The organism is Brevundimonas sp. UBA2503, from assembly GCF_002341485.1.
GTDB lineage: Bacteria > Pseudomonadota > Alphaproteobacteria > Caulobacterales > Caulobacteraceae > Brevundimonas > Brevundimonas halotolerans.
Map to the genome: position 1 here is coordinate 20,781 of NZ_DDOD01000006.1, position 18,463 is coordinate 39,243.

General features: G+C 67.0%; 16 protein-coding genes, 1 tRNA gene and 1 other RNA gene. 8 read left to right on the forward strand and 10 right to left on the reverse strand.

Going from position 1 to position 18,463, the window contains the following annotated elements; translation table 11 throughout:
* Positions 1–369 precede the first annotated feature (369 nt).
* The 5 genes from rnpB to sppA form a co-directional block, all read right to left on the reverse strand.
* An RNA gene (rnpB, locus tag B4K74_RS01560) (RNase P RNA component class A) lies at positions 370–748 on the reverse strand.
* A 38-nt stretch (positions 749–786) separates the two neighbouring features.
* Positions 787–1,269, reverse strand: coding sequence for a DUF6678 family protein (locus B4K74_RS01565; protein ID WP_123287633.1), 483 nt, complete (start codon positions 1,267–1,269; stop codon positions 787–789).
* Between the two features lie 3 nt (positions 1,270–1,272).
* Entirely contained in the window at positions 1,273–2,034 is a 762-nt protein-coding gene (locus B4K74_RS01570; protein WP_286691462.1) for an N-acetylmuramoyl-L-alanine amidase, read from the reverse strand.
* Between the two features lie 6 nt (positions 2,035–2,040).
* Positions 2,041–2,388 (reverse strand): hypothetical protein, encoded by a 348-nt coding sequence (locus B4K74_RS01575; RefSeq protein WP_241153180.1) that lies wholly within the window; start codon positions 2,386–2,388, stop codon positions 2,041–2,043.
* 117 nt (positions 2,389–2,505) lie between these two features.
* A complete protein-coding gene (gene sppA / locus B4K74_RS01580; RefSeq protein ID WP_286691463.1) occupies positions 2,506–4,287 on the reverse strand; it encodes a signal peptide peptidase SppA in 1,782 nt (593 codons plus the stop codon).
* Between the two features lie 216 nt (positions 4,288–4,503).
* On the opposite strand from sppA, the gene panD reads away from it, so the two are divergent.
* Positions 4,504–4,860 carry an aspartate 1-decarboxylase gene (gene panD, locus B4K74_RS01585; RefSeq protein WP_123287635.1) on the forward strand — a complete coding sequence of 119 codons (357 nt, stop codon included), beginning with the start codon at positions 4,504–4,506 and terminating at the stop codon, positions 4,858–4,860.
* 63 nt (positions 4,861–4,923) lie between these two features.
* Here panD and B4K74_RS01590 read toward each other — a convergent pair whose 3' ends face one another.
* Positions 4,924–5,673 (reverse strand): SIMPL domain-containing protein, encoded by a 750-nt coding sequence (locus tag B4K74_RS01590; RefSeq protein WP_286691464.1) that lies wholly within the window; start codon positions 5,671–5,673, stop codon positions 4,924–4,926.
* Positions 5,674–6,608: 935 nt separating this feature from the next.
* On the opposite strand from B4K74_RS01590, the gene B4K74_RS01595 reads away from it, so the two are divergent.
* Positions 6,609–6,684, forward strand: a tRNA-Ile gene (locus tag B4K74_RS01595).
* Here the strand turns inward: B4K74_RS01595 and B4K74_RS01600 are convergent.
* Both B4K74_RS01600 and B4K74_RS01605 read right to left on the reverse strand, forming a co-directional pair.
* Complete coding sequence (locus tag B4K74_RS01600) at positions 6,679–8,181, reverse strand: hypothetical protein (protein ID WP_286691465.1); 1,503 nt, start codon at positions 8,179–8,181, stop codon at positions 6,679–6,681. The genes B4K74_RS01595 and B4K74_RS01600 overlap by 6 nt on opposite strands.
* A 15-nt stretch (positions 8,182–8,196) precedes the next feature.
* Positions 8,197–9,618 carry a tetratricopeptide repeat protein gene (locus B4K74_RS01605; RefSeq protein ID WP_286691466.1) on the reverse strand — a complete coding sequence of 474 codons (1,422 nt, stop codon included), beginning with the start codon at positions 9,616–9,618 and terminating at the stop codon, positions 8,197–8,199.
* Positions 9,619–9,910: 292 nt separating this feature from the next.
* Here B4K74_RS01605 and B4K74_RS01610 point away from each other — a divergent pair, with 292 nt between their 5' ends.
* The 6 genes from B4K74_RS01610 to B4K74_RS01635 all read left to right on the forward strand — a co-directional run bounded on the left by B4K74_RS01610 (position 9,911) and on the right by B4K74_RS01635 (position 15,622).
* Complete coding sequence (locus B4K74_RS01610; RefSeq protein ID WP_286691467.1) at positions 9,911–10,417, forward strand: GAF domain-containing protein; 507 nt, start codon at positions 9,911–9,913, stop codon at positions 10,415–10,417.
* Between the two features lie 78 nt (positions 10,418–10,495).
* Entirely contained in the window at positions 10,496–11,176 is a 681-nt protein-coding gene (locus B4K74_RS01615) for an SDR family NAD(P)-dependent oxidoreductase (RefSeq protein ID WP_286691468.1), read from the forward strand.
* Positions 11,177–11,181: 5 nt separating this feature from the next.
* Positions 11,182–12,039: an HpcH/HpaI aldolase/citrate lyase family protein gene (locus tag B4K74_RS01620; RefSeq protein WP_286691469.1), complete on the forward strand. Its 858-nt coding sequence runs from the start codon at positions 11,182–11,184 to the stop codon at positions 12,037–12,039.
* Positions 12,036–14,075: a capsular polysaccharide biosynthesis protein gene (locus B4K74_RS01625; protein WP_286691470.1), complete on the forward strand. Its 2,040-nt coding sequence runs from the start codon at positions 12,036–12,038 to the stop codon at positions 14,073–14,075. Before B4K74_RS01620 ends, B4K74_RS01625 begins: the two co-directional genes overlap by 4 nt.
* 28 nt (positions 14,076–14,103) lie before the next feature.
* Entirely contained in the window at positions 14,104–15,237 is a 1,134-nt protein-coding gene (locus B4K74_RS01630; protein WP_286691471.1) for a beta-ketoacyl-ACP synthase III, read from the forward strand.
* A 103-nt stretch (positions 15,238–15,340) separates the two neighbouring features.
* A complete protein-coding gene (locus tag B4K74_RS01635; RefSeq protein WP_123287644.1) occupies positions 15,341–15,622 on the forward strand; it encodes a hypothetical protein in 282 nt (93 codons plus the stop codon).
* Positions 15,623–15,692: 70 nt separating this feature from the next.
* Here B4K74_RS01635 and B4K74_RS01640 read toward each other — a convergent pair whose 3' ends face one another.
* Complete coding sequence (locus B4K74_RS01640) at positions 15,693–16,214, reverse strand: porin family protein (RefSeq protein ID WP_123287645.1); 522 nt, start codon at positions 16,212–16,214, stop codon at positions 15,693–15,695.
* A gap of 262 nt (positions 16,215–16,476) precedes the next feature.
* Entirely contained in the window at positions 16,477–18,441 is a 1,965-nt protein-coding gene (locus tag B4K74_RS01645) for a M1 family metallopeptidase (RefSeq protein WP_286691472.1), read from the reverse strand.
* Between the last annotated feature and the right edge of the window lie 22 nt (positions 18,442–18,463).

An 18,463-nucleotide genomic window follows, 5' to 3' on the forward strand; every position in this document is an offset into this window, starting at 1 on the left:
GTCGCGACGTCCAGGCGACGTCAGGCACCCCAAATCATGTGACTGGGATAGCATGGGATGAAATGGGTCTCAATGGGATTAGTTGATGATCCTTAACCATGAACCGGGACAACTCTTGTCATCAGGACTGTAAAGATCAGAACATACAGCGAACATCGAAAGTATTAACAGCCTGTGGACTCAGTGTGCGCCACCTTTGCGGCCAAGAGGTTAACAGGCCCCAACCCGTCTCAAGCAGCGAGTGACCGCGTTGCGAGCGGTAGGCAAAGACCCCGCCTCAAGCAGCGAGCCGCCGCGCGGCGAGCGTTAGGCAACAAACCCGCCTCAAGCAGCGAGCGACCGCGTCGCGAGCGTTAGGCGCACAGAGAAATTGCCAGACGGTCTGTAAGCCGGGTTCTGTCCCGCCCCCGAGGGAGCATGGACGGTCATTCCTCTTGGCCGCTCGTTGCCGACCGGCTCCAGCAACCTACCCGGACATCTGGGGCGGTGACCCCCGCAGGCGAACCTGCACGACATCCCTATTCGGTCTTGCTCCAGGCGGGGTTTACCGTGCCGTCTCCGTTGCCGTCGACGCGGTGGGCTCTTACCCCACCCTTTCACCCTTACCGGCCTCGAAAGGCCGGCGGTTTGCTTTCTGTGGCACTGTCCCTCGGGTCACCCCGGGCGGGCGTTACCCGCCGCCTTTTCACCGTGGAGCCCGGACTTTCCTCGACAGGCCGAAACCTGCCGCGACCGTCCGACCGTCTGGCGAGGGACAAATGCGCCTTGCCGCACATGCCGTCAATGTCAGGCGGCCTGCTCCGGCGGCCCCAGTGTCGGATCGCCTCCCGAATAGCCCTGGATCCAGAACCCCCGCGCGTCTTCAAAATAGGGCACATGGGCACGGTTCAGTTCGCTCCGCAGGGCGATGCTGCAGTCTACGACCAAGGTAGGCGCTAACAGGGCCCCGTCCTGTCGCCAGAGCCGCGGAATGATCCACATCCACTCAATGGCATGAAACGGCCCCAGGCATTCGGCGCACCAGCAACCCGTGCTCGTCGACTTAAAGTCCCACAAGAGCGCCTCGCGGGGGCCCAGCACGTCCTGAACATAATAGGCCGGCGCAAAGGGCAGCCGCTGGATCGCTGCGACGAGCTTTTCCCAGCGCGTCTGGTTCATGACCGAGGCGAGGCCGCGTCGCTGCACCGCCTCTCGCACGCGCTGGCGACAGGTCTCTCGCGCCTCCGCGTCGCGGCGCACCAGTTCGTCGCGATCCGGCTTCTGAGCCATGGGCTAGGCCATGCCATCGACGGCCGTAAGCCGCGCCAGCTGCAACAGCCCGACCAGCCGCGCGCGGGTCTCGCCGTCGGCCACGCCGTCCACCCGCCCCGGCCGCCAGTGCCGCTGGAACGCCGTGACCGCCAGCCTCAACGACTCATCGAACTCGCCGCGCGGCTCGACGCCATAGCCCAGCTTGTGCAGGCCGGCGCTCAGCACCGTCGCGCCCAGCCCCGCATCTCCGGGCCGCAGAGGCTCGCCCAACGCTGCCACCCGCTCCGACGCCGGCTCGAACCACAGGCCGTGTCCCTCGCCCGCCAGCCGCTTCCACGGAAAGCGCTCGCCCGGATCTTCCTTGCGGTCGGGCGCCAGGTCGGAATGGCCGATGATGCGGTCGTCGGGAATGGTCCAGCGGCTGCGGATATCGGCAATCAGGGCGATCACCGCATCGATCTGGACGTCCGGAAAGTCGCGATAGCCCCACTCATGGCCCGGATTGACGATCTCTATGCCGATCGAGGCGGCATTGCAGTCGGTCTCGCCCTGCCAGACGCCCTTGCCCGCATGCCAGGCGCGGCGCTCCTCGGGCACGAGGGCATAGAGGGTGCCGTCCTCATCGACGACATAGTGAGCCGAGACCCGCGCCTCGGCATCGCGCAGGCGGGCGATGGCCTCCTCGGCCGTCTGCATACCCGTATAGTGCAGCACCAGCATATCGGGCGGGCCGCGCCGGGCATCGAAATTGGGAGAGGGCGTGGTCTGGAACTGCAGCGTCACGACCGACTACCGGCCCGACCGTTCCCAGCCATAGGCGACCCAGGTGCCATCCACCTTGTGCGCCTCGATGACCGTGTCATCGTCATCGGTGCGGCGGCGGCCCTTGCGCGCCCCGCCCGTCTTGCGGCGCGCCCGGCTGGACATGCCCATCAGGAACATCACCACCCCGGCGACCACGGCAATCACGGCCACGGCAATGGCGGTGAACACGGCCAGCAGGGCCCCGACCGCCATGGCACAGCCCGCCGCGATCAGCCCGCCCAGCCACATCAGCGGTCGCAGGAAACCGCCCGGGCCTCCGACGCTCGCCGTCGCGGCACCCAGACTGTCAAAACGCGGTCCAGTCGAACTCATGCCTACTCCTTGTCGGCTCCGGATCGGGGCCAGCCCACCCTTAACGCCGAACCCTCAATGTCGGTCCATCCTGCCTTCGGGTCAAGCAACCGGGGGGTGCGGCAAACCCGCCGCCCGTTAACCCAAAGGCCGATCCGCCAGCACCACAGCCCCCTCGCGACGCATGCGGTCGGCCTCGATCCGGCGCATCACCGCCTGGGCCTGCGGGTCCTCGACGGCGCCGCCGATCAGGATCAGCGCCCGCGCCGCCTCGCCCGACACGCCAAAGGCATTGGCGAGGGCCTCGAACGGCGACTGCTGCTCGGGGAAGCGCTTGATGCGGACCGAGGCATCGGCGTCGATCCCGGCCAGTTCCTTGGCCTTGGCAATGGCCTCATTCATGCCGCCCAGCTCATCGACCAGACCCAGTTCCAGCGCCTGGGCACCCGTCCAGACCCGGCCCTTTGCGATTTCTCCAACCCGCGCAGGCGTCAGGTCACGGCCGCGCGCCACCAGGGTGATGAAGTCGCCATAGATCCGGTCCATCGAACCGGCGAAGGCCTCGCGCTGCGACGGCGTAAACTCGTCGCTGATGGCATAGGCGTCGGCATAATCGCCGCCGACCGACAGGCCGCGCACATCGACGCCGAACCGCGCCAGCGCATCGCGCAGCACCATCTTGCCACCGAACACCCCGATCGACCCCGTCAGGGTCGAGGGCTGGGCCACGATATGATCGGCCTCGGCACTGATCCAGTAGCCGCCGGACGCCGCATAGGTGCCCATGGACACCACCACCGGCTTGCCCGCCGCCTTGGCCGCGCGCACCGCTGCGGCAATCTGCTCAGACGCTTCCGGCGAACCGCCGGGCGAGGACACGCGCAGCACAATGGCCTTCACGTCCTTGTCCTTGATGGCGTCATAGATGGCCTCGGCCATCACGTCCGAATGGATCGACGACCCGCCACCAAACGGATCGGCATTGCCGCCCGATCCGGTGATGATCGCGCCCTCGCCACCAATCACGGCGATGGCGTCACGGCCCGAGCCGTTGTCCGGACCCTTGGCGCTGGAATATTCGTCGAACGGGATGATCCGCGATCCCCGACCGGCACGGCGCAGGGCCTCGTCCTCGGCCTCCTCGACATGGCCGACCTTGTCGATCAGATTGCGCTCCAGCGCCTCTTCGGCGGTCCACGGGCCGGCCTCGATACTGGCCTTCAGCGCGGCCGGCGCGATCTTGCGATCCTGCGCCGCCTGGGCGACTGAGGTGTCATAGATCGACCCCATCCACGCCAGCATCGCCTCGCGGTGCGGGCCGGTGAAGTCGTTCTGCGTATAGATGTTGACCGCGTTCTTGTACTCATAGCGCTGCTCGAACTCGGGCTCGACGCCATATTTCTCGAACGCCCGGCCCAGGAAGATTTCTTCGGCGCTGAATCCCGTCGCCTGGAAGCTGGCGGTGTTCTGCATCCACAGTTCCGACGCCGACGCCCCCACCATGTAGCTGGACATGACGGCCCCCGCGGGCAGGAAACCCTGCGAATGGGCGATGACCGGCTTGCCCGAGGCGCGGAACCGGCGGATCGCCTGACGCACTTCATCGGCCGCAGCCGGCGTCATGCCGGTCTCCGGCAGACGGATCAGCAGCACCTTGACGTTGGCGTCATCCTCGGCCTGGGACAGGGTATCGACCACCTGCATGACCGACAGGCCCCCGCCCCCGAACAAGGCAAAGGGCGAGGCCGGTGGCTGATCGCTCAGGCCGGCGCGCAGATCCAGTTCCAGCACCGCATTGCGGGGAACGTCAGGGCCCGAAGAGCTGGCTGCCGCCATGGTGATCAGCACGATCGGCACCACGACCACAAACAGCACAAGGCCGGTAAAGACCCCCAGCACGGTCAGGAAAAACTGTTTCATATCGGTTGGAAGTCCCGTCGAGGCCCGAATGCGCCGGAGGATCGACCATAGAGGGCAAGCCGTCACCGTCAAATGAACGTCCCGTAACACGCGAACCTGTCGTACCGGGCAGTGCTGCGTTGCAGCATCGCGATTGATGCCCGTCGGGGAAGCCCCTATATGAGGCATCCCTCAGCGGGGGCTGTTCCCCGCGCCGAACCGGAGACCGCACTCCCCATGCTGGTCACCCTGATGAAATCCAAGCTGCACCGTGCGACGGTGACCCAGGCCGACCTCGACTATGAGGGGTCGATCGCCATTGACCGCGACCTGCTGGACGCGGCCGACATCTTTCCGAATGAACAGGTCGATGTTCTGAACATCACCACCGGCGCGCGCTTCACCACCTACGCCATCGAGGCGCCGCGCGGCTCGCGCGTGATCGGCGTCAACGGCGCCGCCGCCCGTCTGGTCCAGAAAAACGACAAGGTGATCATCGTCACCTATGGCCAGCTTCCCGCCGAGGAAGCCCGCAACTATTCCCCGACCGTCGTGCTGCTGGACGACGCCAACCACATCAAACGCGCCGCCTGACTGACGGCACGAAAAAGGGGTGACGCCGCGCGCCACCCCTTTCCGGTCTGATCGAGAAGCCGCCTACCGGATCAGGTCATAGACCCCGCTGATATCCACCCGCACCGTCAGTTGACCCGGCGACACCGAGGTCGAGGCATCGGCGGATTCCATGGCCATGGACCGGGCATAGGGCATCGGCGGCGGGGCGCTCATCGACGTGCCTTCGCTCAGACTACGGATACCGCCCAGCTGCACACCCAGCGCCTCGGCATACAGGCCGCCCTTGCGCTGCAAATCCCGCACGGCCAGACGCCGCGCCTGATCCTCGGCCGCCGTCCGGTCCGTCAGGCCAAAGCTGATGCCGTCGATCTGGTTGACGCCCGCGCTGACCACTGCATCCGCCGTCGTGCCGACCCGGCTCAGATCGCGCACCGTCACTGTGACCCGGTTGGTCGCCTGATAGCCACGCAGACGCGGCGGTTGGTCCTGCTGATAGTCATACTGGGCCGACAGGTTCAGGCCCGAGGTCTGGATATCGCGCTCGGCAATCCCGGCCCGGCGCAGGGCCGCCATGACCCGCTCCATATATTGGGCGTTCTGGCGCATCGCCTCCTCGGCGGTCGCCGCCTCGGTCATGACGCCGAAATTGATCGTCGCCATATCCGGCGCGACCTTGACCTCACCCCAGGCCGCCAGACTCAGATGGGGCGGCGCCACCATATGATGGCCCGCAGGCTCCGACATCGACTGCGCCAGCGCCGGCGCCGACACTCCGGCGAGCGCCACAGCAGCGGCCATCGGCATCAGCAGGCGAAGGGGGGAACGGATCATGGAAATCTCCTGAGGTTCGGACACGCGCCACCCGCGCACCCTGTCAGTCCAACCTGGACCATACCGCCTGAATGAACGTTCGCGCCCCGGGGTCAGGTTCCGTTCATCGGGGCGGGACGATCACCTTCTCCCATCGGGAGACGGAAGACTGACGGGCTCCCTCCCTACGACCCGGGCGGCCCGTAGCAGCCAAGCAGGTTCGTGCCCTTCTCCCCTTGCGGGAGAAGGTGGGCCGCGTGAGCGGCTCGGATGAGGGGTCTCTCAGAGGTTTGACGAAGAGTTCGCTTTATCCCGGTCGATGAACATCCAACCACAGCGTAACCCCTCATCCGCCCCCTTCTCAGGGGGCACCTTCTCCCACAAGGGGAGAAGGAATGCTGAGCTGACGCACTCAGATAGGATAACCGCCACCTAATTCCCCAACCCTTTCAACACCTCCACCGTTTCCCGGACCGTTCTGCCCGACCAGGTCCAGCCGTGTGCCACACTCCTCCCGTCCCGTTGCACGGAGGGCTCGTAAGGCCTGCGACCTTGTGAGCGGCGGGAGCGGATGGAGCGGGGTCGGGCCTCAGGGTCCGAACACCCCCATCACCGCCTCCGGGTGCGTGATCGGGCCAAGGGCTGAGGGGGATACTCAGTCGTTCCGGGAGCCTTCGCAGGAAGGCCCCGCCCGCCGGGGGCGCTGCGGTAAGGCGATAACACCGCCACCCGACGCAAGCTTCCGGAAAACCGTCTGCGCGGAGCGTCAGCCTTCGTCGAAACGGTAAAACACATCGTCTCCGGGCGAAGGCCCGGCGCTCCGCCTGCCCTCCAACCCGCCGCAAACACGGACGGGAGCTTTGGCTCATCTCCTCCATCGGGGAAGGGGCGGCACCGCCGCCCCCGCCCTCTTTGCAACATCCCGTGCGCCTGCTAGGCCCGGGCGTCGCCTCCGGGGGCCCGTAGCTCAATGGTTAGAGCCGACCGCTCATAACGGTCTGGTTGGGGGTTCGAGTCCCTCCGGGCCTACCAGAAGCCGCGACGGCGCGGTTCGACCCAGCGGTCGTCGCCGTAATAGTCGCGGTCTTGTATGTAGCGCCCCTCGCGGTCGTACCAGCCGTAGCCGTCCTGATAGGTGTCATAGCCCTGCAGGGAATAGCCGTCGTCATAGTAGTCGAGGCCCAGCAGACCGTCCTCTTCCGCCCACCAATCACGCGGATAGGCGCCATAGACGCACTCCCAGCCCTGGCCGCCGGACCAGTAGGGCTCATACCGGCCCCGGGTGCGTTCGCGGAACCGGGCCCGGCAGACATGGCGCGACCAGACGCGGTTGCCGCTGGCCTCGATGCTGGCGCGGTTCTCGCCATAGATGACCTCGCGCACGCCCGAGAAGACATTGTTGGTGATCACGGCCCGGCCCGACGCCACGGCCACGCCGACGCTTTCGGCCCGGATGCGGGTGTCGGTCAGGGTCAGCTCGCCGTTGTAGACGACCACGCCCTTGTCCGAGCGACAGACGCGGCTGCCCTGGATGTCGACCGAAGCCCCTTCGACGGCCACGCCCTCGACGAAGCCGCAGATGGCGGTGTTGGTGATCTCGACCCGGCCGTAATCGCGGCCCGAGCGGATGATCATGCCGATCGAGCGGGGGCCAAAGCTGTTCGGCGCGCCGATGCCCTTCAGAGTCGTCGAGTCGATCCGGGCCGTCTGACCGGGCCCGGGGATCAGCTCCATGCCGACATGGGCGCCGGTCACGACCACCTCCCACGCGGTCAACGAGGCCCCGTCGGCCACGATGGCCGGGGCCACGGTCTGGGTCTCCAGAACAGCGTTGCGGATGTCCAGCAGGCCGCCGTCCATATAGATGACCGCCTCGTCGCCGACATGGCGGAAGCCAACCCGGTTCATCAGGATCTCGGCGCCATAGCCGATGATGCAGGCGGCGTCGCCGGCGCGCTGGGACGAGAAGACCACGTCGCGAACATCGACCCGGACCCCCTGGGCCACGGTCATGCAGGGCAGGCCATCGGGGGCCTGCAGGGTGGCGGTAGGCTGGCGGTTCCAGTCGCGCGGATCGAACCCGCCCTCGCCGATGATGGTCAGCGGCTTGTTGATGTTCAGCCAGCCGACGCAAGGTCCGCCCCGCGCCCGCAGGATCAGGGTCCCGCCCGGGGCGACCCGGCGCACCGCGTCCTCGATCGCGCCCGATCCCGGATTGCCGCCACAGTCGACCAGCACGACCTGCTCGCCGCCCGCCGGATAGGGTCGCCCGTCGTGGGGACCGGGGCCGGGGTAGTAGTCGCGGCGACGGTCGCCGCTGGTCCAGCGCCGGTGCGTGGTCGCGCGGCTGCGACGCGGCGCCGGGGGATCCAGAAGGACGCCAAAGTTCGGCCGGGTCTCGCTTTCGACGCGCGCGGCTTCCTGGGCATTGACCTGCGGGGCCAGCGACATGGCCGTCGCCGCGACCGCGAGGCCCAGCGCGGGGGCGATCAGGGAGCGGAGGCGGAGGGGGGTGCGGAACGTGATCATGTGTCAACGCCCTCCTTAACGGCGCTGCTGGGAACGGGAGACCTGGGACAGGACGGCCTGCAGGCGGGCCACCGAGGGGGCGAACCCGGCCAGCGCCGAGTCGATCCGCATCACCACGGCCTCGGCCTTGTCCTGATCGGCGACGCCGGAGACGCCCAGGGCGAAGAAGGTCGACAGGGCGAACTTGGCCTCGGGGCTGCCCTGACGGGCCGCTTCCTCGTACCAGAAATAGGCGCGGGCATAGTCGGGCGGCACGCCGATACCCTCGGAATACATGACCGCCAGCACCAGCTGGGCCTCGGACGAGCCATTGACGGCCGCCAGCTGGATGGCCCGGACCCGCTCCTGATAGGACAGGCGGCCCTCGATCGGGTGACCCAGCACGGCCTCAAGCGATTCGACCTCGCGCTTGGACAGGTCCTCGGGGCGGGCGGCGGCCTTGTCGGCGATACCCAGATAGCGGATGGCCCGGCCGACATGGACGAAGGGCAGCTCGGTCACCCGCGACAGGGCGTACTCATAGGCGTCGCCGCGGGGACGGCTCTCGTCCGAGAAGGGCACGCCCGACGCCGGCGCTGCGTTGGGATAGAATTCGAACGGCGGCACCCACTGACGGGCCTTGGCCTCGACAAAGCCGCTGTACTGGGCCCGGCCGGGCGAGGAGCTTTCGAAGTCCTTCATCAGGACAAACGCCCCGACATCGCCGGTCTGCACCGCCAGATAGTTATAGAGATAGGCGTCGACCTCATTGCGCTGGAACAGGTTCAGCGCGGCGGGATAGCCCCCGCGGCGACGGTCGCGACCCGAGCCCCGGCCTATCGCTTCGCGGGCCTGAGGGTTGTCCTGCGGCTCGCCGAAGGCGCCGTAGAGCGCATCATGCAGGCGCGCCAGGGTGCGATAGCCGTCGGCCCCTTGCGTCGACAGGACGTAAATCACGCGGTCGCGCACCTCTTCCTGCTCGGCCAGGGTCATCCGCGACAGCTGGCTGTTCAGGCGTTGATAGGCGTTCTGGCGCTCCCAGGCGCGGCAGTCGTCATATTTGGACAGCGGCCGAAAGCCGCCGAACATGCCGCGCTCGACGCGGTTGATCGGGGCGAATCCATCCTCGTTGGCCAGCGCCATGGCCAGCCAGACCGAGCTTTCGATCGGGTCTTCCAGATTCTTGTCGGTGGCCCGAAGCGCCGCGTAACGCCCCCCCAGCTCCAGCTGGGCAAAGAAGTCGCCCCGGAACGCCGCCCGGCGCAGGGCGCGGACGCCGGTTTCCTGGGCGTTGAACTCGGACCCGGTCAGATTCGCTGGACGGGGGCACGGGTTCGCGGTTTCAGAGCGCTGGAAGAAGGTCGGGGTCCGCTCGCCGCAAGCCGCCATCGACAGCAGGGCCAGAATCAACAGCACGGCCACAGCCGCGATGGCGATCGGGCCGGTGCCGCCCCGCATGCCCCTGTTCCTGCCGTTGTCGCTCATAATCCCCCACACCCCTTGCCGCACTCAAAGGCCGCACGACGTTAACCTTTTCCCAATCTTGCCGATCGGTCCAGTGAACATCGCGATATGGTTAACGCGACCGGTGCCATACCGTTGCCGCACAGTGACCACATTGTGTCCGAGCTAGACTTTTCCCCAGATGGTTGCTTGCGAATTCACCTGCGGGGCGAGGGGTTTACCCCTTCCGCTGCGCCAATCCGGGCCCATATGGCCAATCTGACACGAGCCCAGGATTTCTGCCCCCATGGCCTATATCGCCCGAGACGACCGCCCCGAGGACAAGGCTGCGCGCTATGCCGAGGTCGCCGAGGAAATCATGGCGGTTCTGGAAGGCGAGCCGAATCGCACGGCCCGCATGGCGACCGTCGCCTCCATGCTGCACGACGCCTTCGAGACCTTCTTCTGGACCGGCTTCTATGTCGTCGATGAGGACAAGCGCGCCGCCGGCACCGACGAGCTCGTGGTCGGGCCCTATCAAGGCACCCTTGGCTGTCTGCGGATTCCCTTCGGACGCGGCGTGTGCGGAGCGGCTGCGGTGACGGGCGAGACCCAATTGATCGACGACGTTCATGCCTTCCCCGGTCATATTGCCTGTGACAGCCGCTCGGCCAGCGAGATCGTGGTGCCGGTCCGGGATGCAGAGGGCCGACTGCTCGCCGTGTTCGATGTCGACTCGACGGAGAAGGCCGCCTTTGACCGCGTCGACCAGGCGGCGCTGGAAGACCTGCTGAACCGGGCCTTCGCGGTGTGATCCCCGGTTTGATCCCAAGTTTGATCCATGGGCGTAGCCGCCTATGGTCCGCCGAATGAACAGCGGGAGACATGAGGCATGAGCGACAGGGTATTGGTCATCACCGGCGGTCAGGGCCAGCTGGGCCGGGCCGTGATCACGGCGGCGCTGGCCCGGGGGCTCAAGGTCGCCGCCATCGACCATTCGGCGGTGGACCCGTTCGACTCGCAGGCCTGTCTCGAGATCGGCGGCGTCGACCTGACCGACGCGGCGGCGGCCAAGAAGGCCGTCGACCGGGCCCAGGTCCATTTCGGGCGACTGGATGCCGTGCTGAACATCGCCGGCGGCTTTGTCTGGCAGACCGTCGACGACGCCGAGCCCGCCTGGGACCGGATGTATCGCCTGAACCTGGTCACCGCCCTGAACACCAGCCGTGCCGCCCTGCCCCACCTCAAGGCCTCGGCCGAGGGCCGGATCGTCAATGTCGGCGCCGCCGGCGCGCTGAAGAGCAGCATGGGCATGGGCGCCTATGCCGCCTCGAAATCGGCGGTGCATCGCCTGACCGAGAGTCTGGCGGAGGAGACCAAATCCAGTTCGGTGACGGTCAACGCCGTCCTTCCGTCCATTCTGGACACGCCCCAGAACCGCAAGGACATGCCCGATGCGGACCCTGCCACATGGGCCAAGGTCGAGGATCTGGCCGAGGTCATGCTGTTCATCGCCTCCCCCGCCTCGCGTGCCATGACCGGGGCGCTGGTGCCCGTCACCGGTCGGGTCTGAGAGGCATGACGCCCCATCCCTGCCGAAGCGTGCTGTTCGTGCCCGCCTCGAACCCGCGCGCCGTAGCCAAGGCCAAGGGGCTGAACTGCGATGTCGTCATTCTGGATCTGGAGGACGCCGTGGCCCCCGATGCCAAGGAGGCCGCGCGCGACGCTGCCTGTGCGGCTGTTCAAGCGGGCGGATTTCGAGCCATGGTCGGGGTGCGGATCAATTCCCACGAGAGCGACTGGGGGGAAGCCGACACCCGTGCCCTGGCCGAGGTCGAGCCCAGATTGATCGTGTTGCCCAAGGTCGAGCGGGCCACGCAGATCAAGGCCGTCTCGCGCGCGATGGGCGGCCACACATCGCTTTGGGCGATGATCGAGACGCCCCGCGCCCTGTTCAATCTGGAGGAGATCGCCCAGTGCGAGGCGCCGATCGATGCCCTGATGCCGGGGGTCAACGACCTGGCCGTGGCGCTGGGCGCTAAGCTGGGTCCGGACCGCGAACCGATCAAATCCTGGCTGGCCATGATTGTCGCGGCGGCGCGCGTGTCGAACAACCTTGCCATCGACGGCGTCTACAACAGCATCGACAACCTCGACGGCCTTGCGACCGAATGTGCCCAGGGCGCCGCCTTCGGCTTTGACGGCAAGAGCCTGATCCACCCATCACAGATCGACACCGCCAATGCCGCCTTCGCACCCGATGCCGCCGCCGTGGCCCACGCGCGCGAGATCGTCGAGGCCTTTTCCTCGCCCGACGCCGAGGCTCTCGGCGTGGTGCGGATCGACGACCGGATGGTCGAGCGACTGCATCTGGAGCAGGCCAAGCGCCTGCTGGCGAGCCACGACGCCCTGGTGGAGGCCCAGTCGCGCGAATGAGCGACGACAGGCCCCATGCCTGGGTTTCGGCGCCGGGGCTCTGGAAGATCCGGGGGCTGGCGGCCTTCCTGTCCGACTACCGGCTGCAGGGCGTCCCAACACCGGCCACACGGGCCGTCGTCGGATGGGGCCGAAAGGGCACGTCGCTGGTCGGCCGCACCTGGGCGGAGCAGACCCGGGTGCCGTATCTGGCGCTCGAGGACGGCTTCCTGCGATCGGTCGGACTGGGCGAGGCCGGGGCCGCACCCCACAGCCTGCTGATCGACGATCTGGGGGTGCACCATGACGCGCGGCGCCCGTCGCGACTGGAAAGCCTGATCCGCGAGCCAGAGCCGTGGTTCGATACCGCCATGGAGACCCGGGCCCGCGCCCTGATCCAGACCCTGCGCGACGCCGGCCCGAGCAAGACCAGCATGGGCCGCACCGACCTCGACCTGCCGCCCGCATGCGGCCCGCGCATTCTGGTCGTCGACCAGACGGCGGGCGACGCCTCTATTGCCGGGGGACTGGCCGACCGGGACAGTTTCGCCCGGATGCTGGAGGCTGCCCGGTTCGCGACCGGATCAGGTCAGTTGCTGGTGCGTCGGCACCCGGCCACCGTTGCGGGGCTCAAACGCGGATGTCTGGCATCCGAGGCACTGACGGGCGCTATTCCGGTCGATGACGTCGCGCTGGATGTGCTGCTGCCGCAGGTCGACGCCGTCTTCACCGTGTCCAGCGGACTGGGGTTCGAGGCCCTGATCCGGGGTCTGCCGGTCCACTGTTTCGGCCTGCCCTTCCATGCCGGCTGGGGTCTCACCACCGATCACCTCGCCTGCCCGCGTCCGGGCATGACCCGCTCGCTCGAGGTGCTGGTGGCGGCGGCCCTGATCGTTCAGGCCCGCTATGTCGATCCCGTGACGCAAACTCCCTCGACACCCGAGGCCGCCGTGTCGCGACTGTTGCAGCAACGAGACCGGGCCCGCAGGCTGGCGGGCTATTCGGCCTGTGTCGGCTTTTCCCCGGCCAAGCGGGGCGCGGTTCGGCGCCTGATGAACAGCCCGCTCGGCGAGACGGCCTTCTTCACCTCGACGGCAGCAGCCGTGACGGCGGCGAGGCAGCGCGGCGGCCGGCTGGTCGTGTGGGCAGGGAAAGAGTCGCCCGGCGTCGCTCCGGCGGCCGAGGCGGCATCCCTGCCCCTCTGGCGGATGGAGGACGGCTTCCTGCGCTCGCGGGGCCTGGGGTCGGACTTCCGTGCGGCCCTGTCGGCCGTGCTGGACCCGACCGGTATCCATTTCGACGGATCGCGGCCGTCCGCGCTGGAACAGGCCCTGGAGGCCGGACAGACCCCGGCCGCAGACCTCGTCCGGGCCCGCGCCCTGCGTCAGGCCCTCGTCGAGCGAGGGCTGAGCAAATACAATCTGGGCGGGGCGACGCCCCCGCCGGACTGGCCGACCGACCGTGATCGCGTGTTGATCGTCGGTCAGGTCGAGAATGACCGGTCCATCCTTCTGGGGTGTGAGGACATCCGCACCAATGCCGGCCTGGTCCGGGCGGTCCGCGCTCGCTTGCCGGATGCCTTCCTGATCTATCGCGACCATCCCGATACGGTGGCGGGCAACCGGCCGGGCCGGCTGGACGCTGACACCGCAGGGCTGGTGGATGCGCGCGCCGAGGGCCTGGACATCACCGCCTGTCTGGACGCCTGCGACGGGCTGGCCACGATGACCTCACTGACCGGGTTCGAAGCCCTGCTGCGCGGGAAGCGGGTGATGACCTGGGGGCGGCCCTTCTATGCCGGCTGGGGGCTGACCGAGGATACGCTGAGCTTTCCGCGCCGTACCCGCCGGGTCGATCTGGACACGCTGATCGCCGAAGCCCTGATCCGTTATCCGCTGTATGTGACCCCCGACGGATACCCCTGCGAGGCCGAGGATGTGGCCCGGCAACTGGGCCAGCCGGGGCCTTTGACCGACACCGGTCGCACCGGCGGGTTGCAGCGCTGGACACGCGGCCTGATCGCCAGCCTCGACCGAAGCGATCCACCGGCCTATTGAAGACCAGCATCAGAACACGGATACCCTTGTGAGCGCCTCTTCTCCGACTGCCGTCATCGCCGCCACCGGCCTGTTCACGCCGGAACAGTCCATCTCCAACGCCGAACTGGTCAAGGCCTACAACGCCTGGGCCGAGTTGGAGAACGCCCGCAACGCCGAGGAAATCGCCGCCGGCACCCGCGAGGCCCTGACCCCGTCCTCGGTCGAGTTCATTGAAAAGGCCTCGGGCATCAAGAGCCGGTTCGTGCTGGACAAGACCGGGGTTCTGGACCCCGAGCGCATGGTCCCGCATCTGCCCGAACGCTCCAACGAAGAGCTGTCGATTCTGGCCGAAATGGCGGTCAAGGCGGCGCAGGAGGCTATCGCTGCCTGGGGCAAACCCGTCAGCGAGATCGGCGCCGTGCTGTGCGCCGCCTCGAACATGCAGCGCCCCTATCCCGCCATGGCCATCGAGGTGCAGCAGGCGCTGGGGATTGAGGGCTTTGCCTTTGACATGAATGTCGCCTGCTCCTCGGCGACCTTTGGCCTCAAGACCGCCGCCGACTTCATCGCCTCGGGCTCGGTCAAGGCCGTGCTGATGGTCAACCCCGAGGTCTGCTCCGCCCATCTGAACTTCAAGGACCGCGACAGCCACTTCATCTTCGGCGACGTCGCCACCGCCGTGATCGTCGAGTCCGGCGACCAGGCGGGGTCGGGTGGCTGGGACATTCTGGGCACGCGGCTGAAGACCGTCTTCTCGAACAACATCCGCAACAATTTCGGCTTCCTGAACAATGCGGCGCCGGAAGGCATCGGCAAGCCCGACAAGCTGTTCGTTCAGCAGGGGCGCAAGGTGTTCAAGGACGTCGTGCCCATGGTGTCCGAGATGATCGTCAGCCACGCGAATGATCTCGGCCTGGAGCCGTCCGGGCTGAAGCGGCTGTGGCTCCACCAGGCCAATATCAACATGAACGAGATGATCGGCCGCAAGGTGCTGGGCCGCGATCCGGAGCCGTCCGAGAACGTCATCATCCTGGATGACTATGCCAACACCTCCTCCGCCGGGTCGGTCATCGCCTTCCACCTGCATCAGGAGGATATGGCCGCGGGCGATGTGGGCCTGATCTGCAGCTTCGGCGCGGGCTATTCGGCGGGAACGGTGTTCGTGCGCAAGCGCGGCTGATCGGCTCGCCTTTCGATCATTTTTTACAGCGCCGCTTGCACGCGGCAGGCGTTTTTGCGAACGGGTACCTCAAGTCTTGGAGACCTGACGGGAGCCCCAGTCCATGACCCAGTATGCTGCCCCTGAGTTTTCCGGTCCCTGGATGGCCCGGATTGACGAACCCCTGGTCCGCGATGTGGCCACTGTGCTGAAGAGCATGGGCGGGTCCTGCCATCAGGCGCAGGTGGTGCAATGTGTGGCCGCTCTCAAGCGACAGCGGGGCGAGACGGTCGCCCAGGATCTGGCCCAGAAGATCGTCGACGTCTTTGAACGCTATCGCGACCTGTTCTTTCGTCCCTTCGGCGAGGGCTCCATGCGCTGGGCCCTGAATCCCGAACTGGCCTGATCCACGGCTCGGACACAGAAACGGCGCGCCACCGCAGGGTGACGCGCCGTTGTTCTGTCTGGCGACAGCCCTAGAACTTGCGGACGAAGTTCAGCGACCAGACGTCGGCGTCGCCGTCGTCACCGAAGTCGCGGCGGGTCCAGTCGGCACGGATGCCGTTCTGTCCGTCCAGCGAGTACTGGGCGCCCACGCCGTAATTCCAGCTTTCACCGTCAGCCGAGGCCGAGACGGCACCGCTGGACAGCTTCACTTCGCTGGTGCCGTAGCCGACGCGGCCGAACAGTTCGAAGTTCGGGCTAAGCGGCACATAGCCGACGCCGTAGATGGCGGCGTCATATTCCAGCTCGGCGGTAACGGTCGTCGCGCCGACGGTGAAGTCTTCGTCCTTCACGCCGAAGGAGGCTTCGCCTTCGATGCCGAAGTTCGGGGTGAAGCGGGTGCCGAGGCGTGCGGTGACAGCACCGAGGTCAACGCCGTCAGCGTCCAGCTGGCTGTAGCCGATGGTGCCATAGACGTTGGAAGCCGGATCCTGGGCCAGGGCGGGCGAGGCCATCAGGGCCAGGGCGGCGGCAGAGAGTACGAGACTACGCATGCGTGTAGTTCCTTTTTTATCGTTGATCAGTTACCAGCCATCCCGACTGGCAGAGGATCAAGTATGTACGGGTTCGGGCAGTTCCAAGGCCGAACGATTACATGGCCGTAACCGTGCGATTGTTGCCACATACCGCGTTCCGCTAAATGCGACATAATTGTGTATACTTGAAGCCTGGACCGCCACAATCATGGCGCCGGGGTCATGAAAGCGGCGGCCGCCCGCTGGGACGACCGCCACATTTCATCGCAAAGCGTCAGCTTTAGTTCGGCACACCCACCACGGCGTCAACCGAGTTACTGGTTACCGGGTGATAGAGGGGGCGCGCCTCGGCATAGATGCGCCGCGCCAGGTCGCGGCCCCATTCGCCCTCGCCCCAGAGGGTCTGGAACAGCGGCAGGACGAATTTGCGGCGCCCCATCCCGGTCAGGAAGGCTTCGGTCGGCGCCACCGCAGGTTCATAGCGATGGGTCATGGCAATCTGCAGCCAGGCAAACAGCACTTCGGAATTGCCGGCCGCCGACAGGCCGAGACCTTCGTCCAGTGCCTTGAGTTGCGCATCGCTTAGCCAGTCCTGACCGGCCTGATGCCCCTCGGGCCGCCAGGCGAGGAAACGCTGGCGTTGCTGGGTGTTCCAGCCCTGCCACAGGGATTGCGGCGGTGCGCCGCCTTCGAGGAAGACGCTGCGGGCCGCCGCATCGACCGGATCAAAGGCCTGCGACAAGGGGGCCATGGCATTGGACGGCAGGCCAGGTTGATAGACCCAGGCGTCCATCATCAGAGCCTCTTCCAGCGCGGCGTCGCCCCGGATCAGGTAAGTGCGGATATCCTCAAGGAACATCGCCGTCGTCATGGGCCGATAGGCATTCCTCTCGAAATAGCCCTTCAGCCAGCCATCGAACCGGTCGCGCCCGACGATCCGCTCGATCGTCCGCAGGAAGAAGGCGCCCTTTTCATAGGCGATGTTGGTCATGCCCTCGTCCGGATCGCGCCCGGCGAGGTCCAGCTTCAGGCGGGTGTCCTCGGGCGGCAGGTCGGCCAGTTCGCCCTGAAGGTCCTCCCAGCCCAGCACCTGCTCCTGCATGGCGCGGTCGCGGCCATAAACCGCCTCCATGATCCGGTTCTCGAAATAGACGGTGAAACCTTCATTGAGCCAGAAGTCGTCCCAGGTGGCATTGGTCACCAGATTGCCGGACCAGCTGTGCGCCAGTTCGTGGGCGACCAGGGCGACCAGCGACTGGTCCCCGGCGACGATGGTCGGGGTGGCGAAGGTCAGGCGCGGATTTTCCATGCCACCGAACGGGAAGCTGGGCGGCAGCACCAGCAGGTCGTAGCGGCCCCACAAATAGGGCCCGTAGAGGGCCTCGGCCTCCTCGACCATCGACTCGACGGCGGGGAATTCGGCGCGCACCGCCTCCAGCATGGACGGCTCCGTGTAGACGCCGGTCCGCTCACCCAGCGAGGCAAAGGCGATGTCACCCACGCCGATCGCGATCAGATAGGGCGGAACGGGGTTCCTCAACCGGAAGCGGTACGCCCGCTGGCCGGGCCCCGCCGGCTCACCTTCGGGCGTCAGCATCTCGGCGCTCATGACCGCCTTGAGGTCCTCGGGCACCACGATGCGGGCGGAGTAGGACTGGCGGATGCCGGGGCTGTCCTGGGTCGGGATCCAGGTCCGGGTCAGGATCGCCTGGCCCTGGCTGAACAGATAGGGCTGCTCACCGCCCGCCGTCTGGGACGGGTTCAGCCACTGCAGGGCCGCGGCATCGGGCCGGGTGGCGTAGTTGATGACAAGCTTGCGGGTTTCACCGGCGCTGAGGGGCGGCAGGTCGATCTCCAGCGCCTGCCCCAGGATCGGATCGCTGGCGCCCAGTCGCCAGGTCATGGCGCGACCGGCGCCGTCGCTCACCGACTCGATGTCCAGATTGCGGACATCCAGAATGATCTGGTCGGCGCCCGCGCGCCCGCTGATGTCCAGCGTCGCCGTGCCGGACAGGACCTTGCGGTCGAAGTCGGCAGTCAGGTCCAGATCGACGTGGCCGACCCGCGCGATCTCCGGCCGGGCGTGCGAGTGGACGTCGCGCACCCACTGGACCTGGGCCGGGGCCTGGACGGCCGGATTGGTCCCCGCTCCGCCCCAACCCGGCATGGAGGTACAGGCCGCCATCGTCATGCCCAGAGCGGCAGTAAGGGCAAGCGTGGAGACGGAAGCGAGCTTGAAGGCCATCGGGGTTTCCTCATGGTGTCGT